Source organism: Actinoplanes derwentensis, from assembly GCF_900104725.1.
Classification (GTDB): domain Bacteria; phylum Actinomycetota; class Actinomycetes; order Mycobacteriales; family Micromonosporaceae; genus Actinoplanes; species Actinoplanes derwentensis.
In genome coordinates this window covers 9,104,991-9,128,019 of record NZ_LT629758.1, presented here as the reverse complement: position 1 = coordinate 9,128,019, position 23,029 = coordinate 9,104,991, and the positions used below count along the sequence as shown (strand labels likewise).

The 23,029-nt window shown below is 71.0% G+C and carries 22 protein-coding genes; 8 read left to right on the top strand and 14 right to left on the bottom strand.

Translation table 11 applies throughout. The annotated features are described in order from the left end of the window. Positions 1-6: 6 nt before the first annotated feature. From BLU81_RS40870 to BLU81_RS40815, 12 genes are all read right to left on the bottom strand, one after another. Positions 7-843 carry a hemolysin family protein gene (locus tag BLU81_RS40870; RefSeq protein WP_092554085.1) on the bottom strand — a complete coding sequence of 279 codons (837 nt, stop codon included), beginning with the start codon at positions 841-843 and terminating at the stop codon, positions 7-9. A 92-nt stretch (positions 844-935) separates the two neighbouring features. After that, positions 936-1,868: a DNA-3-methyladenine glycosylase family protein gene (locus tag BLU81_RS40865; RefSeq protein ID WP_092554082.1), complete on the bottom strand. Its 933-nt coding sequence runs from the start codon at positions 1,866-1,868 to the stop codon at positions 936-938. A 231-nt stretch (positions 1,869-2,099) separates the two neighbouring features. After that, positions 2,100-3,317, bottom strand: coding sequence for a Pecanex-like protein 1 (locus tag BLU81_RS40860; protein ID WP_092554079.1), 1,218 nt, complete (start codon positions 3,315-3,317; stop codon positions 2,100-2,102). 41 nt (positions 3,318-3,358) lie between these two features. Then, positions 3,359-4,135: a DUF4142 domain-containing protein gene (locus tag BLU81_RS40855; protein WP_092558357.1), complete on the bottom strand. Its 777-nt coding sequence runs from the start codon at positions 4,133-4,135 to the stop codon at positions 3,359-3,361. A gap of 37 nt (positions 4,136-4,172) precedes the next feature. Then, on the bottom strand, positions 4,173-4,856 hold the full coding sequence (locus tag BLU81_RS40850) for a COG4315 family predicted lipoprotein (RefSeq protein WP_172890883.1): 684 nt from the start codon (positions 4,854-4,856) through the stop codon (positions 4,173-4,175). A gap of 225 nt (positions 4,857-5,081) precedes the next feature. After that, positions 5,082-5,861, bottom strand: coding sequence for a zf-HC2 domain-containing protein (locus BLU81_RS40845; RefSeq protein ID WP_092554073.1), 780 nt, complete (start codon positions 5,859-5,861; stop codon positions 5,082-5,084). Then, positions 5,858-6,541, bottom strand: a complete 684-nt coding sequence (locus BLU81_RS40840; RefSeq protein WP_092554070.1) for a sigma-70 family RNA polymerase sigma factor — start codon at positions 6,539-6,541, stop codon at positions 5,858-5,860. The genes BLU81_RS40845 and BLU81_RS40840 overlap by 4 nt, the downstream gene beginning before the upstream one ends. A gap of 625 nt (positions 6,542-7,166) precedes the next feature. Next, positions 7,167-8,138 carry a hypothetical protein gene (locus BLU81_RS40835; protein ID WP_092554067.1) on the bottom strand — a complete coding sequence of 324 codons (972 nt, stop codon included), beginning with the start codon at positions 8,136-8,138 and terminating at the stop codon, positions 7,167-7,169. Then, the gene (locus BLU81_RS40830) at positions 8,135-10,621 is read right to left on the bottom strand and encodes an AAA family ATPase (RefSeq protein ID WP_092554064.1); all 2,487 of its coding nucleotides are present in this window, start codon (positions 10,619-10,621) and stop codon (positions 8,135-8,137) included. The genes BLU81_RS40835 and BLU81_RS40830 overlap by 4 nt, the downstream gene beginning before the upstream one ends. Beyond that, a complete protein-coding gene (locus BLU81_RS40825) occupies positions 10,618-11,775 on the bottom strand; it encodes an exonuclease SbcCD subunit D (protein WP_092554060.1) in 1,158 nt (385 codons plus the stop codon). Before BLU81_RS40825 ends, BLU81_RS40830 begins: the two co-directional genes overlap by 4 nt. A gap of 21 nt (positions 11,776-11,796) precedes the next feature. Then, complete coding sequence (locus BLU81_RS40820; protein ID WP_092554057.1) at positions 11,797-13,542, bottom strand: ATP-binding protein; 1,746 nt, start codon at positions 13,540-13,542, stop codon at positions 11,797-11,799. Between the two features lie 122 nt (positions 13,543-13,664). Then, positions 13,665-14,375, bottom strand: a complete 711-nt coding sequence (locus BLU81_RS40815; RefSeq protein WP_307833800.1) for a pyrimidine reductase family protein — start codon at positions 14,373-14,375, stop codon at positions 13,665-13,667. A 382-nt stretch (positions 14,376-14,757) separates the two neighbouring features. On the opposite strand from BLU81_RS40815, the gene BLU81_RS40810 reads away from it, so the two are divergent. Next, positions 14,758-15,471 (top strand): ACT domain-containing protein, encoded by a 714-nt coding sequence (locus BLU81_RS40810; RefSeq protein ID WP_092554051.1) that lies wholly within the window; start codon positions 14,758-14,760, stop codon positions 15,469-15,471. A gap of 96 nt (positions 15,472-15,567) precedes the next feature. Then, the gene (locus BLU81_RS40805; RefSeq protein WP_092554048.1) at positions 15,568-16,611 is read left to right on the top strand and encodes a GNAT family N-acetyltransferase; all 1,044 of its coding nucleotides are present in this window, start codon (positions 15,568-15,570) and stop codon (positions 16,609-16,611) included. A gap of 98 nt (positions 16,612-16,709) precedes the next feature. Here the strand turns inward: BLU81_RS40805 and bsaP are convergent, their stop codons facing one another. Together bsaP and bioB are read right to left on the bottom strand one after the other, a co-directional pair. Continuing rightward, positions 16,710-16,886, bottom strand: coding sequence for a biotin synthase auxiliary protein BsaP (gene bsaP, locus BLU81_RS52260; RefSeq protein ID WP_444978668.1), 177 nt, complete (start codon positions 16,884-16,886; stop codon positions 16,710-16,712). Next, positions 16,886-17,881, bottom strand: coding sequence for a biotin synthase BioB (gene bioB, locus BLU81_RS40800; RefSeq protein WP_092554044.1), 996 nt, complete (start codon positions 17,879-17,881; stop codon positions 16,886-16,888). Before bioB ends, bsaP begins: the two co-directional genes overlap by 1 nt. 83 nt (positions 17,882-17,964) lie before the next feature. On the opposite strand from bioB, the gene BLU81_RS40795 reads away from it, so the two are divergent. The 6 genes from BLU81_RS40795 (at position 17,965) to BLU81_RS40770 (ending at position 22,992) form a co-directional block, all read left to right on the top strand. Next, positions 17,965-19,098 carry an 8-amino-7-oxononanoate synthase gene (locus tag BLU81_RS40795; RefSeq protein ID WP_092554041.1) on the top strand — a complete coding sequence of 378 codons (1,134 nt, stop codon included), beginning with the start codon at positions 17,965-17,967 and terminating at the stop codon, positions 19,096-19,098. 518 nt (positions 19,099-19,616) lie between these two features. Continuing rightward, positions 19,617-20,366 (top strand): dethiobiotin synthase, encoded by a 750-nt coding sequence (bioD, locus tag BLU81_RS40790; RefSeq protein ID WP_092558355.1) that lies wholly within the window; start codon positions 19,617-19,619, stop codon positions 20,364-20,366. A gap of 57 nt (positions 20,367-20,423) precedes the next feature. Further along, a complete protein-coding gene (locus tag BLU81_RS40785; protein ID WP_092558353.1) occupies positions 20,424-21,182 on the top strand; it encodes an ROK family protein in 759 nt (252 codons plus the stop codon). Next, the gene (locus tag BLU81_RS40780) at positions 21,179-21,889 is read left to right on the top strand and encodes an HAD family hydrolase (RefSeq protein ID WP_092554038.1); all 711 of its coding nucleotides are present in this window, start codon (positions 21,179-21,181) and stop codon (positions 21,887-21,889) included. The genes BLU81_RS40785 and BLU81_RS40780 overlap by 4 nt, the downstream gene beginning before the upstream one ends. A gap of 303 nt (positions 21,890-22,192) precedes the next feature. Continuing rightward, on the top strand, positions 22,193-22,606 hold the full coding sequence (locus BLU81_RS40775) for a hypothetical protein (RefSeq protein ID WP_092554035.1): 414 nt from the start codon (positions 22,193-22,195) through the stop codon (positions 22,604-22,606). Beyond that, on the top strand, positions 22,606-22,992 hold the full coding sequence (locus tag BLU81_RS40770) for a hypothetical protein (protein WP_092554032.1): 387 nt from the start codon (positions 22,606-22,608) through the stop codon (positions 22,990-22,992). Before BLU81_RS40775 ends, BLU81_RS40770 begins: the two co-directional genes overlap by 1 nt. Positions 22,993-23,029 lie beyond the last annotated feature (37 nt).

Genomic DNA, 23,029 nt, shown 5'->3' with positions numbered 1-23,029 from the left:
AGCGCGTCAGTCGATATCGGCGGGTAGCGCACGAACCCGCAACCGGGTGATGGCCCGCCCGGTCACCTCGGTCACCTCGGCGGTGAACTCCGGCAGGGTCACCACCTCGCCCGGCCCGGTCGGGATGTGCCCGAGTTCGGCAAGCACCATGCCGGCGACCGTGGTGTAGTCGCCGGGTTCGGCGGACTGCCCGCGGAACCCGACGTCCGGCAGGTCGTGGATCGGGAACGAGCCCGGCATCAGCAGGGATCCGTCCGGTTCCCGCACGGCCGACGCCACGTCCGCGTCGGTCTCGTCGTAGATCTCCCCGACGATCTCCTCGACCAGGTCCTCGATCGTGACGATGCCGTCGACAGCCCCGTTCTCGTCGGCGACCAGGGCCAGCGGCTGCCGTTCGGCACGCAGTTGCCGGAGCGCGTCGGAGACCCGCAGCGTCGCCGGCAGGAACAGCGGCGGCCGGGCCACCCCGTCGACCGGGCCGGCCGCGCCGACCAGATCCCGCAGGTGCACCACGCCGATCACGTCGTCCAGCCCGGCCGGCCCGATCACCGGCGCCCGGGAGTGCCCGCCGTCGATCAGCGCCCGCAGTGCCTCGGCCGCGGGCCGGCCGCTGGCCAGGGTGAGGACGTCACGGCGGGGCACCAGGATCTCGCGCAGGTTCCGGCCGGCGATCGCGCACGCGCCGGAGATGATGGTGCGCTGCTCCGCCGAGAACTCCCGCTGGGCGGCGACCAGGTCCCGGATCTCCTGGGCGGTGTCCTCGCCGCGGCGGCCGCGGACCAGTCGAGCGGCGAGCAACGCCCAGCGCTGTGCGATCAGCGTCGGCTCGCTACCGAGGATCATGGTGCTGATCAGTACCAGTAGGAGGACCAGGAGGATCTACCCACCCTTCGGGACATGGCGAACATCCCGAGCAATTTACCGAGCGGATCCGGTCAGAACCGGGAGAACGACCGCAGCGGCATCCGCGGACCGAACTTCGGTGCGGTGATCCCGCCCATCGCGAGCAGATCACACACTCGGCCCCGGTGCCCACGGAACGGTTCCAGCAGCTCCAGCATCCGTTCGTCGGTGCCGCGCGCCTCGCCGGCCAGCGCGAACGCCACCGTGTTCGGGATGTGGAAGTCACCGACACTCACCGCGTCCGGATCACCGAAGGCGAACCGCACCGTCTCCGCGGCCGTCCACGGTCCGATCCCCGGCAGAGCCGTCAGCCGGGCCGTCGCCTCGGCCGCGTCGGCACACCGTTCCAGCCGGTCCGCGACCTGCGCGGCCCGCAACAGGGCCTGGGTGCGGCGCTGCTCGACACCGAACGGATGGAACTCCCAGTAGGCGGTGGCCGCCACCACGGCCGGGTCCGGCGGCAGCAGCAGATCGACCGGGCCGGGCGCGGGCTCCCCGAAACTACGGCACACCGCGCGGTACGACCGGTGTGCCTCCTTTCCGGTCACCTTCTGCTCCAGGATCGCCCGTAACAGGCGAGCAAAGATCTGGCCGGTGGCGGGTAGGCGTACTCCCGCGAAGGTCTTGGCCAGCCGCTCGACCAGCGGGTGACGCGCCGCCAAGGCCGGGAAAACGCTCACGTCGTCGCGCAGTCCGGCGATCGCGTCGGCCCGCTCCACCGCCCACTCTGCTCCCGGGCCGTGTCCGGTCGCCTCCAGCTCCCCGGCGATTCGGGTCAAGATCAAAGACGCCGGACCGGCTGGGGTACGCATGGCGAGCTGGAGCCCGCCGGCATCGAACCGCCCGCACGGGTCGTGTTTCGGGACCAGGAGCGGCCGCACCGAGGCGCCGAAGGCGTATCGCTCCGGTGGTGTCAGTCGCCGGGTCACGGTCACCGGGTCACTATGCCATCCACCTGCGGACATGCCGATGGCCCTGACCTTGCTCCAGGGTCAGGGCCATCGGTAGGTGGTGTCCGGACACCCGAGAAAGGTCCGGTCACCTGGGAACCGTCTGCCGCCTGTTCGTCCGGCAGGGGGAAGGACGACGCCGTAGCGAAGGGGGGTTCCGGACCGGGTCGTGAAACCCGGTCCGGATCGTTTCCGGCTTCGGCGGCGGACGGTTCCGCAGTCTGGTTCCGCTTACTGAAACGCTGGTCAGCGAACTCGGACGCGCACCGAGTCGAAGGCCGGCGTCTGGTTGGCGCGCTCCATCATCGGGATACGGTGCGAACCGTCACCCGCCCACGAGGAGCACTGGAAGTTGCCGGCCTCGGGCAGACCCGGCACCTGAATGGCGACAGTGTCGGCCTGAGCGCCACCCTTGTTGTCCTCGGTCGCGACGAAGAACGCCGGGACCGGCTCCGGGGCCGGGGCCGAGTTCTGGCTCTGCAGGATCCGGCAGGCGGTGTGGAAGTGACCACGGACCAGGCCGTTCTGCAGAACGCTGCTCTCCACGTAGTAACCGCCCTGGCCGGCCGCGAGGAAGCGGTCCCGGATCAGGTTGCGGGTGCTGACCTGGATGGTGAACGGGGTGTTCCGGTTGACCTGCCGGGGTGCGTTGGTGATCAGCAGGGTCGAGTTGTTCGCGGCCGCGCCGACCTCACCGAACTCGGTGGAGACGCAACGGTTGCCGTTCTGGAAACCGTCGTGCGGTGCGAGGTTCGACGTGTCGCAGGAGTTGGTGAGGACACCGAGGCCCGCGCCGGGCGGCGGGGTGGTCGGGGCCGGGGCCGGCTGCTCGCCCTGGTCGCCACCGTTGTCGCCCTGGTCGCCGCCCTGGTCGCCACCGTTGTCGCCCTGGTCGCCACCGTTGTTGCCGGTGTCGCCACCGTTGTTCTGCTCTTCTTCGGCGGGCGCGCTGGCTGCGTCACTCGGCGCGGCACTGGCCTCGCCACCGTTGTTGCCGGCGTTGCCACCGTTGTTGCCGTTGTTGCCGTTGTTGCCCTGGTTGCCACCGTTGTTCTGGCCACCGTTGTTGTTGCCACCGCCGCGGCGCGCCTGGGTGGTCGCCTGGGTGACCGCCTCCTCGGAGACGTTCTTGATGACCCAGTCCCGGCAACGAGCCCGGACCTGGGCGGTGGTCGCCACGTCGCCGGCGCCGTCATCCGCGTGCTGGGTGACCTGGCCGTTGTTCGTGGTGTACGTACCCTTCCGGGTCTGTGTCGACAGCTGAGCCCGGTTGGGGGCCTGCAGGTCGTCACAGGCTGCCAGGGCCCGCTGCTGGGTGCGCTCGGTGCTGGCACTCGAGATCTGAGTGACAGTCACCACGCCACCGAAAGCCGCCAGTGCCGCTGCGCCGATGACTACGACGCGACGCCGGCCGCTGAACCAGGCCGGGGAACTACTGGGGCGCCGGTACTTGGACCTTCGCATGGGTGACACCTTTCTCTGTCCGCCGGGGGCGACGTTGAGATCTACCGTGCGCGGAAGATGCGCATGGTCGTAACAACCCCGACCACCAGGGCGGCAGCGAGGATCAACAGGATTACCGTGTTGCTGAGGCCAGGAATGTTCTGGCCCTCCTGCGCCTGGAGCATCATCTGGTTGTCGATGGGCACCGGGCCCTGTCCGGCAGCGGCCGGCGCCGGCGCGGTGGGAAGCGCGGCGTAGTCGACGATTCCGCTGCTCTCCAGCAAGGTCATGTGCGTCATCACGAACTGGTTGGTCTGCTGGGCGAGCTTGCGGACCGAGTCGTTGCGCGTGGTGGCGCGGATGGTACCGATCGCCGGGAAGATCTTGCCGTGCGCGGCCCGCAGCCGGTCGATGAAGATCTGGTCGAACTGCTGCGGGGTCGCGGCGTTCTTCATCTCGTTCAGCCAGACCTGCTGGTCACCGTTCGGCACGTTCGGCAGGCTGATGCCGAGCTGCTTGGCGACCTTACGGTCCAGGCTGTCGAGCGCGACGTGCTGCTCGGCGATCGCCTTGCCGATCTTCACGACGTTCGGGTCTTCGGACTTCTCCTGGGCCATGTTGCCGGCCGGGATCTCCCAGAGGCCCGCCAGGCGGACCTTGATGATGAAGTCACTGTCCGCGGCGCTGATCACGCCGGTGCCCTTGGTCGTCAGTCCGGTGTTCGGCGGCACGGGCACGGGCTCGTCAGCGGCGTGAGCCACCCCGGCCGGCGCCATGATGAACGCCAGGGACATAGCCAGGGTGCCGACCAGCCATCGGGGGGTTCGGCGGGTCCTCATCTTCTCCTCCTCCAACTTTTCCTGTGCCTATGCCGGATCAGTAGCTGTATTCGCTGCCCGACTCGGCGTCGCTACCCGCGTCGCCGGAGGTGTCGTCGGCCGGCGGGGCGACCGGCTTCGACACGGCGGGCAGGCAGGTGAGGTTCTTGGTGCCGTTCGGCTGAATCACGAACCAGGTGCCGCTGACGTTCTGGCCCTTCCACTGCCCCGGCTTCTTGTCGCCGATGTAGCGGTAGAGCGGCCAGCCCTTGAGGGTCAGCTGCTTGGTGCCGTCAGCGCGGGTCACCGTACCGACGAGGGACTTGTCGACGCCCTTGAGCGTCGGCTCCCCGTCGTTGGTGAGCGCGGCCGGCCAGATCTTGGCGCAGTCGCCGTTGCAGTTCGACTTCGCCGGGTCGTCCTCGTCCTTGTCGAAGCGGTAGAGCACGAAGCCGTCCTGATCCTGGACGGTGGTGCCCATCAGCTTCACCTTCTTCGAGGTGAGCGAGGTGGTGGTCAGCTCTTCGCTGATCTCGGGGACGTTCGCCTCGTCACCCGGTGCGGCGGGCTCGGCAGTCGACTCCGCCTCGGGGTCGGCGGCAGCGGTCGCCTCAGCCTCAGGCGTCGCCGCCACATCGTTGGAAGCGGGCTCGGCGGCGTTACCGTAGTCGGCCACGGCCGCTCCGGTCGGGGCGCATGCGGACAGAGCGAACACCGCCGCCAGTGCCGCGCCTACGACCATCAACTTGCGCTTCTCCGGTACCACGTGGCCCCTCCCGGGTGATTAATGGCTTTGGCCATTCCGGGCAGTAGTACGGCGGCGGTGCGGCGTCGGTTGAACATTCGGGCCGATCAAATTAATGAATTTTCCGTTGAACCTTCGGCCCACCCGGTCCGTAAATTTAGGACCCCACATGCGAAATGGCCCGGTCACCGAGGTGACCGGGCCATTTCCGTGTTCGTACGGTTACGGAACGCGAACCAAAGACTTGGTCGACCCGTTCGCGGCGACCTCGTCGATCTGCACGTGCGCGATCTGGTCACGCGGAACCGCGGTGGCCGCCTGGAGCATCAGCGGAGTCGGGTTGGCGGCGGTGCCCCACCCGTCACCCTCGGGCACGGTCCAGTCGGTGACCTTCACCTTGACCCCGTCGGTACGCACCACGTACAGCGCGCACGTCTTGGGGCCGCCGTCGATGCCACCGACCGCGAAGGAGACCTGTGTGCCGTAGTCCTTCTTCAGCAGACCCACGACGGCACTGACGTTGGTACGGGTGTCGGTGCCGGTGTAGTTGTCACCCGGCAGCTTCGTCCCGCCGATGCCGAGGTCACCGTTCGGCAGCGGGTCGAGCTGACTCTGACTGCCCTGCGCGGTGGTCTCCGGCGTACCGGCCGAGCCCGAACCGAGCCACTGGCCACCGGCGAAGAGCGCACCGACCGAGAGCGCCGCGAAGGCCACCACACCGGCGGCCAGCGTGTAGAGCCGGCGACTGTTGGCACGCTGACGCTCGGCACCCACCTCGCTGAGCATCTTGTGCAGCACGGTGGCGTCCCGCTCGGCCTGCTCGGCCGCCACGAAGGCCTCACCGTCGACCGTCGAGAGGACGTCCGCCACCTCGACGAAGGACTCCAGCTCGTAGGCGCACTGGGCGCACTCGATCAGGTGGTCCTCGAAACGCGCCGCGTCCCGATCGTCGAGGATGCCGAGGGCGTACGAGGCGACGTCGTAGTGCTGGTCCTGCGTCATTCCGTCACCCCCCGCTGCTGGAGCGCGGTGCGCAGGGCACGCAGTGCGTAGTAGACCCGGGACTTGGCGGTACCGAGCGGCAGGTTGAGCGACTCTGCGGCCTCCGGGACGGTACGGCCGCGGAAGTACGTCTCGATGAGGATCTCCCGATGCGAATGGCTGAGCTGCCGGAGCGCGTCCGACACGGTCATCGACTGCAGAACCTTGTCGGTCTCGTCGGACGTCGTCGGGAAGCTCTCCAGCTCCCGATCGTACGTCTCGGCGGGGCGGGCGTTGGCGCTGCGATGCTCGTCGATGGCGATGCGACGGGCTACCGTCACCAGCCACGGCCTCAGCGACTGCTGACCCTGCGCGCCGAGGCGGTGCGCGTTGCGCCACGCCCTCAGCAGCGTCTCCTGCACGATGTCCTCCGCGCGCTGCCGGTCTCCACCGGTCAACCGCAGGACGAACATCAGCAAGGGGCCGGCGTGCTCTTCGTACAGCATCTTCACGAGAGTGTCCTCGTGACTCGGCGCGCTACTCGGAGCCGACTGATGCCGCGGACCCTGCTTCGGGATCACCGTGCCCTCGTCCCGCTGGTTTCCACCACCGTCGAGAGCCTGCCACCTACCACCGGAGTGTTGCCGTGCCATCACAAGCACCCTCTCCGGCGTGAGCCGATCCTCGGCCACCGCATGCATCGATACCTCCGCCCGGACCTTTCCCCGTCGCCTGAGATACGGCCGGGGTGCCCCCCAGGGATCAAAGCCGGGGCAGAAATTTCCGGGACGCTCGGTCTCAACGGTCCTCCGCTGCGTTCGTGATCGAGGTGGCGCTTCCGGCGCCGATCACTCTGTGTATTGATCAACGCCGATTGGGACACCAGGTAAGGCGGAATGATACTCAGTGACATTCGCCCCTGGACAACTCCGGCGAGAATAATTCTCGGCGTACGTGAGAGCGCGATCTCGTAGCGTGAACGCTTGATTCCGCTGCGTTGTCACAGGTGCGTATTGTGCGGTGAATAGCCGCCTGGTGACGCCGATCGGGGGATGCCGGAATTCCACTCGGACCCTTTCGGGCGACACCCGGTGGGGAGCGCTCCCAATTTCCGAATTGCCTGTTCGTGTGGCCCTCGATGCCCGAATAGGCCCGAAGCGCGACACGCTCGGCGACCACGGTGGGCAAGGCCCGGACGCCGCTCGGGGCCCGTGCGTTGCACCCGAACCCGAACTTCCCAGCAAGCGGGACTCCGGCCGGGGTCCTCCGCCCACCTGATGGACGCCCGCCTGTGCACGAGCACAGCGCGGGTGCGGAGCGTGGCGCTCAGCGTGACTGACTGGCTGCCAGCGCGAGCGCCCGGTGCAGCACCCGGGAGTCGCCGAGCATGCTCCGCAACCGGCGCTCCAGCCCCGCGATCGGCACCAGGTTCTGCGGCGCCCGGGGGTCCTTGTAGGCCGACGACGCGAACCTCGGCAGCGTCGCCACCGACACGTCGGCCAACTCGACCGCCTGCTCCGCGCTCAACTCCGGCGAACACTCCACCCGCACGATCCCGGACCACGGCGCACCCGACGAGCCGGGCAGCCGCAGGTACCACGACCAGCCGCCCCACACCGTGCCCAGGTGGAAGACCGGCGTCCGCTGAGCCGGCCGCAGCCGCGGCACGATCGACTCCTGAGCGGCCGGCAGATAGTGCTTCTGCTGGGTCTTCACATAGCCGATGGTGCGCGGCAACTGCCGCCGGTTACGCAACGGCCCGTCCACGATCAGCAGGTCGGTCCCGTCCGAGCCGCCGTCCCGGGCCGCCGACGAGATCTCGATCTCCAGGGCGGTCAGTGGCGGCTGGACCGCGGCCGGGAGTTTGCTCGCCTCCCCGGCGCCACTGATCCGGTGCACCTCGTAGCGCACCGAACCGGCCTGCACGCCGGTCGCGGTCGGGCTGGCCGTGAACAGGCCCCGGGCGACCCGGGCACCGGCCAGCTCGGCCACCCCGCGGGCCAGGTCGCAGCGGACCACCCCGGCGGCGTACGACGCGGCCAGCCCCGGATAGGTGGTGCCGTCCTCCTCGGCCGTCCACAGCCCGGCGTCGTTGCGCCGCACCCCGTCGACCAGGAACACCACGTCCGGCACGACCGCCGAGGCGGACACCCCGATCGGGGCCCACTCGGCGGCCGGCACCTCCACGTCCACGTCGACCTGCGCGCTGCTGGACGAAGCCGGCCCGTCCGCGCCGTCACCGCCCTCGTACGACGCTCCGTAGGACGGATCCCACGCGTCGACGAACATCCTGGTCACAGGCCGACCCTCTCGACGTGGGCGGTACGCGCGTCCTTGTGCACCTCGAACCGGACCGGCACCCGCTCGGCCAGCGCGTGCACGTGGGTGACCAGGCCGACCATCCGGTCGCCGCGGGCCGCCAGGTTCTCCAGAGTCGCCGCGACCACGTCCAGGGTGGCGGCGTCCAGGGTGCCGAACCCCTCGTCCAGCACGATCGACTCCAGGCTGGCCGCGGTGGTGCTCATCCCGGCCAGCTGCTCGGACAGGGCCAGCGCCAGCGCGAGGGAGGCCTGGAAGGTCTCGCCACCGGACAGGGTCCGCACCCCGCGCCGCAGACCGGCGTCGTGGTGGTCGATGACGAAGAACTCGCCCTTCTCGTGCATCAGCTCGTACTGCCCGCCGGTCAGCTCCCGCAGGATCCGGGAGGCGCCGTCGACCAGCAGATCGAGGGCTTCCTCCAGCAGCCAGCGCTCGAAGTTGTTGGCCCGCAGATGCCCGGCCAGCGACTTCGCGACCCGGCTCGCGCTCAACAGCTCGGCCCGCTGCTCCCGGGCGGCCCGGGCCTGCTCGCGCCGCTCGGTCAGCCGCTGCCAGGCCGCCTCGGCCCGCTCGGCGGTGACGGTGGCGGCCCGGATCAGCGACGCCTCGTCGCGTTCCGTGACGGTCACCCCGGCCTCGGTGAACAACCGCACGATCGCGTCGTGGGCGTGCACCGTCGCCTGGTGGGCGGCCCGGACGGCCGCCTCGGCCTCGTCCCGGCTCGCTCTCCGGAGCCCGTGCTCACCGGCGGCCCAGTCGACCAGGGCCCGCCAGGCGCCGGCCAGGTCGTCGCGGTCGGCCGGCGGCGGGGCGAACCGTGCCAGCCCGTCGCGCACCCCGTCGAACTGCCGCCACGCCGTCCGCTGCTGCTCCTCCGCGCCCCGGACCACCGTCTGCGCCTTCTTCTGCGCCTCCCGGGCCCGGCGAACCGCCGATCCGGCGTCCTCCAGCCGACGCTGCAACTCGCTCAGTTCGGCCAGCCGGCGCTGCAACTCGTCCACCGTGGGCAGACCCTCGACGGCTTTGCGGACCTCGGCCAGCCGGGACAGGTGATGCTCGTACTGCCCGCGTTTGCGCTCCAGGTCGAACGCCGCGTTGCGGGCCACCGCGTCGCGTTCGCGCCAGCGGACCTGCGCCGCCTCGGACTCCTCCCGGGCCAGGTTGCCGGCCTGCTCGGCCAGCCGCACCGCGGATTCCCGCGGCACCTCGGGCACCACCGAAACGGTCTGCTCGCAGACCGGGCAGGCGTCCCCGGCGGTCAGGTGACCGCGCAGCGCCGACGCCCGGTCCAGCTGCTGGGCGTCCCGGTAGTCCTGCCGGGCCTGCTCCAGCAACTGCTGAGCACCCAGGTTGTGGGCGTGGGCCAGCTCGGCGGCGGCCGCCGCGTCCCGGTGCTCGACCTCGGCGACCGACACCTTGCCGGCGAACCACTCCTCCTGCTCGATCAGCCGGGCCAGCTCGGTGTGCCGGTCCTGCGCCACCCGCAACCGGCCGGGGTCACCGGCGGCGGTCAGCTCGCCGCGCACCTTCTCCTCGGACTCCTCGGCAGCCTGCACGTCGACGGCGGCCCGGTCGGCCGCCTCCCGCGCCGCGGCGACCGCACCGGTCGCCTCTTGCAAACCCGTGGGGGTACGCACCGAGCCGAGCGCCGTCAGCTCCGCGTCGATCGCGTCCCGTGTCCCGGCGGCGGTCCCCTCGGCCTCGCGGGCGGCCCGCAGCCCCGGCATCGCGCCCTCGACCGCCGCGGTGAGCCCGCGCATCCGCTCCAGCCGCTCGCTCGCCGCGGTGACCGCCTCGTCGGTGGCGTCCTCCAGCGCGCCGAGCTGCTGCTCCACCACGGTCAGCTTGGCCTCGGCGGCCTTGCCCCGCTCGGCGGCCCGGCTCTGCACACCCTCGTAGACGTGCAGGCCGAGCAGGTTGATCAGGATCTGCTGCCGGGTGGCCGGTTTGGCGTGCAGGAAGTCGGCGAACTGGCCCTGCGGCAGCACCACACAGCTGGTGAACTGCTCGTACGGCAGACCGACCGCCTCGATCACGGCCGCGTCCATCTCGGCGGGCGTGCCGGCCAGCACCTCGCCGAGGTCCTCCAGGTCCATGCCGGTGTCGAGTTTGGTCACGTCGAACCCGGGCGGCATCAGCTGCAGTCCCGCTCCGGCGGTCTTCACGTTGCCCCGGCCGTCCCGGCGGACCACCCGGGTCGCCACGAACCGGTCCCCGGCCGACTCGAAGACCAGGCGCACCCGGGCCTCGGCCGACGACGGGGCCAGGGCGTTGCCGATCCCGCGGGCGCCGCCCCAGCGGGGCACCGTCCCGTAGAGGGCGAAACAGATCGCGTCGAGCACCGTCGACTTGCCCGAACCGGTCGGGCCGACCAGGGCGAAGTAGTCGGCGTCGGTGAAGTCCACGGTGGTCTGGTCCCGGAAGACCGTGAACCCGGCCATGTCGAGCCTCAAGGGCCTCATTGGTTGCTGCTCACCTCGTCGTACAGCTCGTCGAACAGCTCGCGGACACCCTCCTCGGCGTTCTCGCGACTGTCCAGATAGTCACCGAAGAGCTCGCGGGGGGACCGGCCGGCCCGCTCGGCGCTGCGCGCCCCGCTCCGGCTCGGCAGCATGTCGGGGTCGATGCGAACCTCCAGGGCGTTCGGCAGGAGTTCCTGCACGTCCTCACGGAGGCCCGGCCTCGGCGCCTCCCGGACCAGGACACGCAGCCAGGCGCCCGGAAGGTTCACCGTGGCGAGCTGTTCGAGGGTGCCGCGCACGGTCCGCAGGGTGATCGCCGAGGTCACCGGCACCTCCCGGACGTGCGCCGCCTTCTCGGTGGAGACGTCGACGATCGAGACGGAGGAGACGTTCTCCTCCTCGCCGAAGTCGACGGCGAGCGGACTGCCCGAATAGCGCGTCGGGCAGGGTGAGATCACCGACTGGGTCCGGTGCAGGTGGCCCAGGGCCACGTAGTGCGCGTTCGGCGGGAAGACGGTGGCGGGCACCGCATAACCCATGATGGTGTGCGCCTCCCGCTCGCCGCCGCCGGTGCTCGCGCCGACGATCGTCAAGTGCGCGGTGATGAGATTGACCGCTTTCTCCTCGCCCGCGAACGACTCGCTCAGCTTCGCGATCAGGCGGGCCATCAGGTCGGCGTAGGTCTGGTTGGCCTCGGCGGCGGTCAGGTCGTACATCTCGGCGGCCCGGATCGCCCAGCGCTGGGAGAGGAACGGCAGCGCGACGAGCCGCCACCGTTCACCGCTCTCGGTCGTGCCCTCGATCAAGAGATCATTCAGATCACCCTTGGGGTACGACCCGCGAAGCTCGATGCCGGCGGCGTCGGCCCACGGGCGCAGCGCGTCGAGCGAGGCCCCGTTGTCGTGGTTGCCGCCGATCGCCACCACCCGGGCACCGGTCTTGCGCAGCGCGGACAGTGCCCGGGTCACCAGCCGGGTCGCCTCGGCCGTCGGTGCCGCGGTGTCGTAGAGGTCACCCGCCACGATCACCAGGTCGGGGCGCTCGGCCCGGGCGATCTCGACAACCTGGGCGAGGACCTTGATGTGCTCCTCGTTGCGGTTGCGGCCCTTGAGAACCTTTCCGACGTGCCAGTCGGAGGTGTGCAGGATGCGCATCGCTGAACCCTAGTCCGAACACTAGAAGGGGATGTCGTCGTCTGCCCCGCCGCGGCCGCCGACCACCGCGAACGGGTCGGCGCCCTGGACTATCGAGCGCAGCGTCTCGGCCGGTGGCGGGCCGGACTCCGACTTGCGGGTGGCCCAGGCCGGGAACGGGAACTCGACACAGAGCGGGACCGGGATGTCCGGCTGATTGACGAACATCGTGCCGGGGCGGGCCAGCAGGGCGCGCTGGCGCATCGCGGGTGGCAGGAACCCGTACTCCGGCCGGGAGGCCTCGGCCGGGTCCAGGCGGCCGACCACCCGGATCGCCGAGTTGGTGACGATCCGGCGCTCCACCTCACTGGCGGTCTGCTGCGCTCCGATCAGGATCACCCCGAGGGAACGGCCGCGCTCGGCGATGTCGAGCAGCACCTCCTTGATCGGGGAGGAGCCCTCGCGCGGGGCGTACTTGTTCAGCTCGTCGAGGACCACGAAGAGCAGCGGGCGGCCGGTGCCCGCCTTCTCCTTCTCCTCGAACTCGGTCTTCAGCGTCACGCCGACCACGAACCGCTGCGCCCGGTCCGGCAGGTTGTGCAGGTCGACCACGGTGACCTGGGCGCTGTCGGCGGTCTTGATCTGGTGCGGGCGGCGCTGGGCCAGGTCACCGCGGATCAGCCGGGACAGGTCACGCTTGCTGTTGATCATCCGGCGGGCGAAGGCGTTGACGGTGCCCATGTTGACCGCGCTGCCGGCCCAGGTGGACCGGGTGTCGTCGTCGGTGAGCTGCTCGACGACGTGATCGACCAGGTCCTGATAGGAGTTGATCCGCTTGCCGTCGATGCTGATGCCGCCCTCGGCGGGCACCGCGTAACGGTGCAGATGGGCGGTGACCGAGTGGACCACCATCGTGTACTGCTGGCGCTCGTCGTCGGCGTCGGCGAACACGTAGGGCAGCAGTTTCAGGTCGCAGAACTCGGCGAGCGTCCAGTAGAACGCGTCGACCCCGGTGAGCCGGCTCGCCACGTCGGGAGCGCCGGAGGTGTCACCGGCGCGCGGCGGCGCGTAGACCCGGACGTCCGGGAAGGGGGCGGCGGGGAGACCGAGAAGCGCATACGCCTCGCGGGTCTTGTCGTCCAGCTTCGTGTTCGGATGGTCGAGGAAGAGCAGGTCCTCGCCCTTCACGTTGAAGATCAGGGCTCGGGCGTTGGTGCCGTCGGCGCCCAGCTGACCGGACCGGAACACCGAGTAGAGCAGGAACGTCGCGAAGCTCGTCTTCGTCGCCACCCCGGAGATGCCGGAGATCGACACGTGCGCGCCGCGGGTGCCGTCGAGGAAGTCGGCGTTGAGGAAGACCGGCACCCCGTCCCGGCCGGTGCCCATCGGGACCCGGCGCTCCATCCGGTCGAAGTGCAGCGCCGCGTCGCGTGCCTCGCCGGTGGCCCGGTGCACGACCGCGCCGGGGGCCGGTGGCACGTAGAGCTCCGGGTCGACCCGGGTGGTGGTGATCTCGGCCGCCTCCTGCACCATCGCGGGCAGGGTGCCGTCGGCGATGGCGAACACGTCCGAGTCGAACTGGGCACCCTCGTGGCGGGCCCGGACCTGGGTGACCACTCCGGCGATCGTCACCGGCTCGCGGTCCGGCAGGTCGCGTTTGGTGACCACGACGTCGTCGAGCTGGAGGTAGCTACCTGGATTGACGGCCGTCCAGAACTGAAGCGGGGTCGCATCCGCGGTTCCGAGCACCCGTCCGACGGGGGAAGTTTCGTCAGACACACCGATCATGTTGCCTCAGAGGTACGACAAAATGCCCGCGGCATCGGCTGTCCACAACTTCTGGGGTCCATCCACAGAGTTATGCACAAGATCTTGTCCCGATTCGGGAGGCGCGCCCTGATTCGAACTGATCAACGGTGCTGATTCCGGGCGTACCGCAAGAAAAGCATGTCCGCGCGGGTCAGCACGTGACACAGCGACATCCGGCGAGGCGGTGTGGGCGGCCCGTGCGCGATCCGGCCCGCCGGACCGCCGGCCAGCAGCGGGGCGACCGTCAGGCACAACTCGTCGATCAGATCGGCGGCGATCATCGCGCCGAGCAGGCTCGGGCCGCCCTCGCAGAGCAGCTGGGTCGCGCCGCGCCCGTGCAGCAGCCGCACCCCGGCGGCCAGGTCGACCTCGTCCTCGCCGAGCGCGATCACCTCGGCCACCTCATGGATCGGTGACGCGGGCGCGGAGCGGTGGGTCAGCACGATCGGCCGGATCGGCGCGTCCGCGAAGACCAGTTGCTCCGGGTCCAGGTCGAGGGAACCGGAGACGATCACCATCAGCGGGAACTCCGGCAGCCCCCGCGCCAGCCGCCAGGCCCGGCCGGCCGCGGTCGGGCGCAGCGCGTCGTAGCCCTCGGCGCGCACCGTGCCGGCCGCCACGATCAAGGCGTCGCAGACCGTCCGCAGCGTGTCGAAGACCTCCTTGTCGCCTGGCCCCTGCAGACCGGCGGAGAGGCCGTCGACGGAGACCGCCCCGTCGGCGCTGGCGATGAAGTTGACCCGCAGCACCGGCCGGTCCGATCGTGGGTAGCGGGCGATCAGGCCGTCCGCTCCGGAGGGCAGCCCGGTCACGGGCCGGGCGGGCCGGTGACCGGCGGTACCGGTTCGAGTTTGCGGTGCTGGCAGTCGCACCAGGACCCGTTCCGGCAGTCCTCGTGCCGCCGCTCCCGGCAGGCGTCACAGATCATGACTCGACCCTAACGCCCGGTCGCCTGACACGCGCGGCTTCCAGATATTGGGAAGATGATCCACCCTTCGGGAGGAAGGCACTGTCCGACACACGACCGGTTACCCGTCCGTACAATGCTGGCCTCATACCCTTCAGGAATGTGATTCCGGGCATATCGCGACAGCTTGACGGCCGGGACACGGCTGTGCAATCGGTCCGAAACGCCAGCTCGTCAGGGTGTTGAAAAGGGACGGCGCCACCGGCCGTCGCGACAGGAGGAGCTTCATGTTGCTGCGGGTTCGAATCACCCTGCCGGACCGCCCCGGCGCCCTCGGGCAGGTGGCGCGCACCCTCGGGGTGGCCGGCGCCGACATCGTCCAGGTCGTGGTGCTGGAGCGGCTGGGCGGCCGGGCGGTCGACGACTTCACCGTGGTCTGGCCCGGCGCCTCCCGGGTCGAGCGCCTCCTCGCTGGTCTCGCCGCCATCCCCGGCGTGCAGGTCGACGGCGTGTGGAAGGCGATAGGAGCACCGGTCAACGGTGGCCACGACGCCGAACTGCTCGCCCAGGTCGCCGCGAACCCGGCGGACGGTCTCGCCACCCTCGTCGACGCGGTCCCCGGACTGCTCGCCGCCGATTGGGCCGCCGCCGCCGTGGTGCCGGCCGACTGGGCATCGCGCAGCAGCGCCGCCGGTGTCGGCAGCGTGCCGAGTGTGATCTACGCCAGCTGGCGCGCCCCGTCCCCGCTGCACTTGCCCGAGGTGACCCCGCTGCGGGCCCGCCCGATGGCCGAGCCCGGTGGCCCGCGTTACGCGGTCGCCCCGTTCGGCCGGTCCGGCCTGGTGCTGGTGGTGGCCCGGACCGACGAGGACGATCTCCAGGCCGCCGCCTTCCACATCACCGAGGTCGATCGGGTCGCCCAGCTGGTCCGGGCCGCCGCCGTCATCCTCGGTGACCGGCTCGACTCGGCGAGCGCGCCGGCCGCGGTCACTCCGATGTGATGGTCGTAACGCCATAAGCCCAGCTCAGGCAATACATCCGCAACAACGCCGAGGCATTCTTGGGTGTAGGCGCTGTCTGGTGGAAGGAGTGCCGCAATGGCGTTGTGGCGTGTCCGGGCCACGGTCGACGACCGTCCCGGTTACCTCTCGGTGCTGACCGCGAGCCTGGCTCTGCGGTCGGTCAACATCCTCGCCGTCCAGGTGCACACCACCGAGGAGGGCGCGGTCGACGACTTCCTGGTGGACGCGCCGGATTCGCTGACCGAGGCCGACCTGCTGGCCGCGGTGGCGAAAGGCCGCGGCCGGGAGGTGTTCGTGACCCGAGCCGACCCGCAAGGGCTGGCCGACCAGCCGACCCGCGCGCTCGCACTGGCCGGCCGGCTGGTGCACGAGCCCGACGCGCTCGGCGAGGTGCTGGTCGCCCTGCTCGACGCCGCCGAGGTCCGCTGGCGGCCGGGTTCCGCCGGCGACCGGCCCGGTTTCCACGGTGGCCGGATGACCCTCACCGACCCGTCCGGTGGCGCGCTGGAGGTGCTGCGGGCGCTGCCCGCGTTCACCCCGGCCGAGTTCGCCCGCGCCCAGGCTCTGGTCGAGGTCGCCGCCTCGGTCCAGCGCCGGCACCGCGACCAGGTCGCCCTGCTGCTGCCGGACGGTGGCGAGGTCGTCCTGCGCCCGGCCACTCCGGACGACCTGGCCGCCGTGCTCGAGTTCCACGGCGAGTGCACGGCCACCACTCTGCGCCTGCGGTTCCCCGGCGGGGTGCCCGCCGACACCCGGCTGCGCCGCCTGCTGGAGCCGGCCGGCGGTCTGACCCTGCTCGCCGTCGCCCCCGGCGGTGCCGTGGTGGCGATGGCCAGCCTGCTCACCGAGGGTGACCTGGGCGAGTTGCGGGTGCTGGTGGCCGACGACTGGCAGCAGCGTGGGCTCGGCACCGCCCTGCTGAGGCGGCTGCGGGCACACGCCGCGAAGACCGGCGTGGCGGCGCTGGTGGCACACACCGGCGCCGGCAACGCGGGCATGCTGCGCACCCTGCGCCGGGTCGGCGCGGGCCCGATCGAACGGGACGGGGCGATGGTCACCGTCACCCTGCGCACGGCCGGCCGCCCGGTCGGCGAGGAGACCCCCGCCACCCACGCGTGACGGCAAACGTTTCGGTGTGCCGAGTTCGGGTTCGATTCGAACCCGAACTCGGCACATCAAGAGCAGAACGCACCCGAACTCGGCACGCTACAAGGGGGTCAGCCCCGGCGTTCGCCGTGTTCCACGCACGTCGCGGCCCAGCCGGTCGGGTAGACCTGCACCTTCATCCGGCGGCGGCAGTCCGGGCAGAAGCGCGGCGGCTCCAGCTCCCGGGCCGCGGCGCACCCCGCGTGGTCACCCTCCGCAGACGGCAGCCCGCAGCGGTCGCAGAACATCAGAACGTGGCCGACAGGGACTTGACCGGCATCTTCAGGTCTTTCAGCAGCTCCAGGTCGGCGGTCGCCGGGCGGCCCAGCGTCGTCAGGTAGTTGCCGACGATCATCGCGTTGATGCCACCGAGCAGACCCTCCCGCGTGCCCAGGTCGCCGAGGGTGATCTCGCGCCCACCCGCGTACCGGAGAATGGTCCTCGGCATCGCCAGCCGGAAGGCGGCGATCGCGCGCAGGGCGTCCCGGCCCTCGACCACCGGACGGTCCCCGAACGGGGTGCCGGGACGGGGCGACAGGAAGTTCAGCGGAACCTCGTGCGGGTCCAGTTCGGCGAGCTGCGCGGCGAACTCGGCCCGCTGCTCGATCGTCTCGCCCATGCCGAGGATGCCGCCGCAGCAGACCTCCATGCCGGACTCCCGGACCATCGTCAGCGTCTCCCAGCGCTCCTCCCACGAATGGGTGGTCACCACGTTGGGGAAGTACGATCGGCAGGTCTCCAGGTTGTGGTTGTAACGGTGCACACCCATGTCGACCAGCTCGTCGACCTGCTCCTTGGTGAGCATGCCGAGGCTGGCGGCGACCTGGATGTCGACCGCTTCCTTGATCGCTTTCACGCCGGCGCGCATCTGCTCCATCAGCCGTTTGTCCGGCCCGCGGACGGCGGCGACGATGCAGAACTCGCTGGCGCCGGTCGCCGCGGTCTGCCGGGCGGCCTCCACCAGGGAGGGAATATCGAGCCAGACCGCCCGGACCGGGGAGGCGAAAAGCCCCGACTGGGAGCAGAAATGACAGTCCTCGGGACAGCCACCGGTCTTCAGCGAGACGATGCCCTCGACCTCGACCTCCGGGCCGCACCACTTCATCCGGACGTCGTGCGCCAGTTGCAGGAGCTCTGGTAGGTCCGCGTCGGGCAGGCGCAGCACCTCCAGGATGTCCGCCTCACCGAGGCCGGCTCCGTCGTCGAGCACCCGGGCACGGGCCCGGTCGAGGATCTCTGGCATGCCCGTACCCTACAGAGTTCCCGGCCTGACCAGACTTTCGGAGCTGGGTGATAGTTTCCGTTCGCGTGATCACAGGGGGAGTCGTGGGGGACTGGCTGGAGGAGCTCGACCGTCTTGCCCACGAGCGGGCCAAGGCGGGACTGACCCGTCAGCTACGGCCGCGATCCGGTGCCGACCGCGTCGTCGACCTGGCCGGAAACGACTATCTCGGCCTCGCCGATCACCCCCGGGTGGTCGCCGCGGCACGGCAGGCGCTGGAGACGTACGGGCTGGGTGCCACCGGATCGCGCCTGGTCCGCGGATCGACCGACGCGCACGCCGCACTGGAGACCGCCCTGGCCGACTGGACCGGCGCCGAGTCGGCCCTGGTCTTCTCCTCCGGTTACCTGGCCAACCTCGCCGTCGTCCGCGCCGTCGCGAGCGTCTGTGACCTGGTCGTCTCCGACGCGTACAACCATGCCTCCCTGATCGACGGCTGCCGCATCTCCGGTCTGCCGGTCCGGGTCGCCCCGCACAACGACCCGGACGCGGTGGCCGCCCTGCTCGACGCCCATCCCGGCCGGGCCGCCGTGATCACCGAGTCGGTCTTCTCCGTCGACGGCGACCTCGCCCCGCTGGCCGCCCTGCACGCGGTCACCTCGGCCCGGGGCGCGCTGCTGATCGTCGACGACGCGCACGCTCTCGGCCTGCTCGGCTCCGCCGGAGCCGGGGGTGTGGCCGCCGCCGGGCTGGCCGGCGCGCCCGACGTGATCGTCACCGCGACACTGTCCAAGTCGCTCGGTGGGGCCGGCGGTGTGGTGGCCGGTCCGGCCGCGTTCACCCGGCACCTGATCGACACCGGCCGCACCTTCATCTACGACACCGCTCCTCCCCCGGCCGTCGTCGCCGGTGTGCTCGCCGCCGTGCAGGTCGCCCGGGCCGCCGACGACCGGCGGGCCGTGCTCCTGCACCGGGGCGCCCTCATCGCCGGGCGGCTGAGGGAAGCCGGGTTCGCCGGCCGCGATCCGGCGGCCGGGGTCCTGTCGGTGCCGGCTCCTGGACCGGAGGCCGCCGTGGCCTGGGCCGCCGACTGCCGGGACCATGGGGTGGCGGTCGGATGCTTCCGGCCCCCCTCGACACCGGACGGCAGTTCGCGCTTGCGGCTGACCGTCAACGCGGGCGTCGGGGAGCAGGACTTCGCCCGAGCCCTGACTGTGATCCTGGAGTGCGCACCTTGACCGCCGATCCCCCGCAGGCGTCCCCCCGCCGCCACCTCTCCGTGGTTCCACCACCCACCCCGCCCACACATCCCTCGCATCCCTCACCGTCCTCACCGGGCGAACCCCTCGGCCCACCGCCGGGCCTGCCGTCCGGCCAGGTCGCCGTCTCCACGGCCCGGCACACCGAACCGTCGTTCCGGCACACCGAACCGCCGCTGCAGCGGGGTTCCCGGAAACTGCCGCACGCCGAACCCCGGACCGAACTCCCCTCTCCCCCACGGCCGGCCCGCAGCGGTGGTGGGCACGGACTGCCGGTGGCCACGGCACCGCCCCGGCGGACCGGGGCCGACCCGTTGCAGGCACACGGGGGCGGGCACTCGACCGAGCCGTTACCCGTACCGCCGCCGGTGGAAAGCCCCGCCCCGGACGAACCGGAAGAGAACCGCGAACCGCAAGAAGACCGCGACCTGGAGCCTGTGACCGCCGCTGACCCGGCGCCAGGCCCCGAGCCGGGTCCCGCGCCGGGCTCCGCCGCCGTGGAGAAGCGCGGCCCGGCGAACCCCGGCGAATGGCACGGGATCGTGTTGGTCACCGGCACCGACACCGAGGTCGGCAAGACGATCGCCACCGCCGCGATGGCCTCGGCCGCCCAGGACGCCGGGCTTCGGGTCGCAGTGATCAAACCCGGACAGACCGGCATCAACACCGGAGCGCCCACCGACGCCGAGGTGGTCACCCGCCTGGCCGGGCCGGAGACGGTGCGCACCCTGGCCGAATATCCGGAACCGCTGTCCCCGCTGGCCGCCGCCAAGGTGGCCGGGCTGCCGGCGCTGGACCTGTTCGACGTGGTCGATGCGATCCGGGCCGAGGCCGGCCGACATGATCTGGTGCTGGTCGAAGGCGCCGGCGGCCTGCTGGTCCCGATGGGCCTGCGGCCGTCCGGCGAGGCGTGGACGTTCGCCGACCTGGCCACCACGCTGGGCGCCAACATGATCGTGGTGACGCGCGCCGGGCTGGGTACGCTGAATCACACCGCGCTCACTCTGGAGGCCTTGGACCGGCGTGGCGTACCGGCCCGGGTGATCCTCGGAGCCTGGCCGGCCGAACCCGAGCTGGTCCACTGGGCGAACCTGAGCGAACTGGTTCCGCACCTGGTCGGAGCGTTGCCGTCGGGTGCCGGGTCGATGGATCCGGGGGTGTTCCGCCGGTCCGCGCCGGGCTGGCTGACCCCGGCATTGCACGGTGTCCTGGACAGCTGGCGGGTCTGGGCGGAAGAGGCGGGATAGACCGGCACCGGGCACAATCACAGTCGGGGGAGGTGGTCAGCCATGCACACTGGCCGGGTGGCATTCACCCTGACAATCGACTGCGGTGGTGGCGGGATCAAAGGTTCCGTCCTCGACGAGGCCGGGACCATGCGGGCCCAGCCGATCCGGGTCCCCACCCCTTATCCCCTGCCACCTGACCTGTTCGTGAAGACACTGGTCATGCTCGGCGAGCAGCTACCGAACGCGGACCGGGTCACCGTCGGCATGCCCGGCATGATCCGGCACGGTGTGGTGGTGGCGACCCCGCACTACGTGACCCGTTCCGGTCCGCGCACCAAGATCGACCCCGAGCTGGTCGACGCGTGGCACGGCTTCGACGCGCGGACCGCGCTGGCCGAGGCGTTCGGGCTGCCGACGCTGGTGCTCAACGACGCGGAGGTGCACGGCGCCGGAGTGGTCGCCGGCACCGGCTGCGAGCTGGTCCTGACCCTCGGCACCGGGCTCGGCTGCGCCCTCTTCGACGGCGGCGAACTCGCCCCGCACCTGGAGATGTCGCAGGCCCCGATCCGGTGGGGCATGTCCTACGACACGTACATCGGCGAACACGAACGCCGCCGCCTCGGCGACGCGCTCTGGTCCCGCCGGGTCCGCAACGTGGTCGACGGCCTGCGCCCGGTCTTCCTGTGGGACCGGGTCTACCTGGGCGGCGGCAACTCCCGCCTGATCACCCCCACCCAGCTGGCCCGGATGGGCGACGACGTGGTCGTGGTCCCGAACACCGCAGGCATCGTCGGCGGTGTGCGCGCCTGGACCCTGGGGCAGGAGACCCGATGACCCCGTCCGCCGTGCTTCTCGACTTCGGCGGGGTCCTGGCCGACGCCCCGTTCCGTGCCGACCCGTCCGAACTCGTGCTGCGCCTCTACAACCTGACCGACGGTGCCCTCACCCCCGGCCAGATCCAGCGTTCGCTGGCCGACGGCGCGGCGGCATACGCCCGCTGGCGTGACGAGGACCACCCCGACGAACTGTCCCACCTCGAAGTGTGGAACCGCTTCGTGATCGCCGACTGGCCGCGCCTCGCCCAAGCCCGGGTCCGCGGCTCCGTCACCAAACTCAGCTACGACTGGGCGTGGCGTTCCGGCTGGACGCTGCGCCCCGGCATCGCCGAGTTCCTCACCACCGCGACCGAACGCGGCATCCCCCTGGCCGTGGTCAGCAACACCCTGTGCGGCGCCGCCCACCGCGACTACCTGACCCAGGCCGGGGTGGGCCACCTCTTCGCCGTGCAGATCTACAGCGACGAGGCGGGCGTCCGAAAACCCAACCCACAGATGATCTGGAACGCCACCGACGCCCTCGGCATCGCCCCCGCGGCCTGCTGGTTCGTCGGCGACAGCCGCCGGCGCGACATCGCCTGCGCCCGCCGCGCCGACATCGGCACCGCGATCCTGATGCCGTCCAGCCGCGACGACACCGGCGGCGACCAGCCCGAACCGGACCAGGTGGTCACCGACGGACACGGACTTCAAGAACTTCTTTGATGGTACGCCCGTCCACCGTCCCGCCCGGTCCGCGGACAAGGCGGGCATACCTCCCGATCGTCCCTGGCCGCCGGCTCATGCATGCCCAAGACGCCGAACGGCCCCACCCACCCAAACCCCACATCGCTGCCGCTCCCCGAGCCGGACCCGGGTCCGGCTCCGGCTCCGGGTCCGGCTCCGGCGGCAACGTTCCGGTGGCGATGCGGCGACGACGTTCCGGCCGGGAGGCTACGCGGATTCGCGTAGCCTCCCGGCCGCTTCTGAGCGGACGTCCGAAGCGGCCTCGCCGCCGATGATCGGGCCATGACGGATGAGTGCACGAACTCAACGGGCCAGCGGACCTGGGTCGTCGCGACCTGCGGCGCCCTGGTCCTGGCGGCGGTCGGCGACGCGGGACCGGAGATCGTCGAGTCACGCGGCCTGTTGGCGGGTCATGACGGGCCGGGGCCGCTGATCTACCTCGGTGTCGCGGTTCTGCTGGCGGCAGTGCGGTGGCGTTTCGTACCGCTGGTGGCGGTGGCGATGTCCGTGTTGTTCCTGGTCGGAGGGTTTGCCGACGCGGCGTTCAGAAGTCGGCTCACCGGACCGGTCGGTGCCGGGTTCGCCGGCGGCTGGCTGCAGATGCTCAGTTTCGGGGCGGCGATCGTCTGCGGGACGGCCGCCGTCCGACGGCAAACGACGCGGCGACGGCCGCAACCGGTGCGGGGAGACTGGTGATGATCGCTGTCGGGATGCGTTTCTCGCTGCTGCCGAACAGTACGAAGCTGTCTCTGTCCGGCCTGGCCACCGGTGTGGCCGGTCTGATCATCCAATGGATCGCCGACCCGTCCGGATTCCCCGGATTTCCGCCGGGCATCGGCTTCATCGCGGTCTGTGCCGTCCTCGTGATGGCGTTTGCCAGCCGCTGGTGGGCACCGGTCTTCTCGGTGCTGATCTCGCTGTGGATCGTGGTCGGCGGCTGGGCGGCCGGCCTGCTGATCCCCAACTTCCGGTCGGACGATGCCGGGACGGTCACCGGGAACGCGGTGATGACGGCCGGGCTGGTGTTCGCAGCCGGCACCGGAGTCGTTGCCATGATCGCCGCCCGCCGAAAGCAGCCGTGAGCTGAGCCCGGACCGCGTCGAGTTCAGCCGCCTGCCG

Coding starts and splice junctions, on each gene's coding strand:
- BLU81_RS40770 (WP_092554032.1), top strand. CDS start 22,606: ATGATCGCTGTCGGGATGCGTTTCTCGCTGCTGCCGAACAGTACGAAG.
- BLU81_RS40825 (WP_092554060.1), bottom strand. CDS start 11,775: ATGCGCATCCTGCACACCTCCGACTGGCACGTCGGAAAGGTTCTCAAG.
- BLU81_RS40840 (WP_092554070.1), bottom strand. CDS start 6,541: ATGCATGCGGTGGCCGAGGATCGGCTCACGCCGGAGAGGGTGCTTGTG.
- BLU81_RS40805 (WP_092554048.1), top strand. CDS start 15,568: ATGGCGTTGTGGCGTGTCCGGGCCACGGTCGACGACCGTCCCGGTTAC.
- BLU81_RS40855 (WP_092558357.1), bottom strand. CDS start 4,135: ATGAGGACCCGCCGAACCCCCCGATGGCTGGTCGGCACCCTGGCTATG.
- BLU81_RS40775 (WP_092554035.1), top strand. CDS start 22,193: ATGACGGATGAGTGCACGAACTCAACGGGCCAGCGGACCTGGGTCGTC.
- BLU81_RS40830 (WP_092554064.1), bottom strand. CDS start 10,621: ATGAGGCCCTTGAGGCTCGACATGGCCGGGTTCACGGTCTTCCGGGAC.
- BLU81_RS40860 (WP_092554079.1), bottom strand. CDS start 3,317: ATGCGAAGGTCCAAGTACCGGCGCCCCAGTAGTTCCCCGGCCTGGTTC.
- BLU81_RS40865 (WP_092554082.1), bottom strand. CDS start 1,868: ATGTCCGCAGGTGGATGGCATAGTGACCCGGTGACCGTGACCCGGCGA.
- BLU81_RS40845 (WP_092554073.1), bottom strand. CDS start 5,861: ATGACGCAGGACCAGCACTACGACGTCGCCTCGTACGCCCTCGGCATC.
- BLU81_RS40850 (WP_172890883.1), bottom strand. CDS start 4,856: ATGGTCGTAGGCGCGGCACTGGCGGCGGTGTTCGCTCTGTCCGCATGC.
- BLU81_RS40810 (WP_092554051.1), top strand. CDS start 14,758: ATGTTGCTGCGGGTTCGAATCACCCTGCCGGACCGCCCCGGCGCCCTC.
- BLU81_RS40820 (WP_092554057.1), bottom strand. CDS start 13,542: ATGATCGGTGTGTCTGACGAAACTTCCCCCGTCGGACGGGTGCTCGGA.
- bioB (WP_092554044.1), bottom strand. CDS start 17,881: ATGCCAGAGATCCTCGACCGGGCCCGTGCCCGGGTGCTCGACGACGGA.
- BLU81_RS40780 (WP_092554038.1), top strand. CDS start 21,179: ATGACCCCGTCCGCCGTGCTTCTCGACTTCGGCGGGGTCCTGGCCGAC.
- BLU81_RS40870 (WP_092554085.1), bottom strand. CDS start 843: ATGATCCTCGGTAGCGAGCCGACGCTGATCGCACAGCGCTGGGCGTTG.
- bsaP (WP_444978668.1), bottom strand. CDS start 16,886: ATGTTCTGCGACCGCTGCGGGCTGCCGTCTGCGGAGGGTGACCACGCG.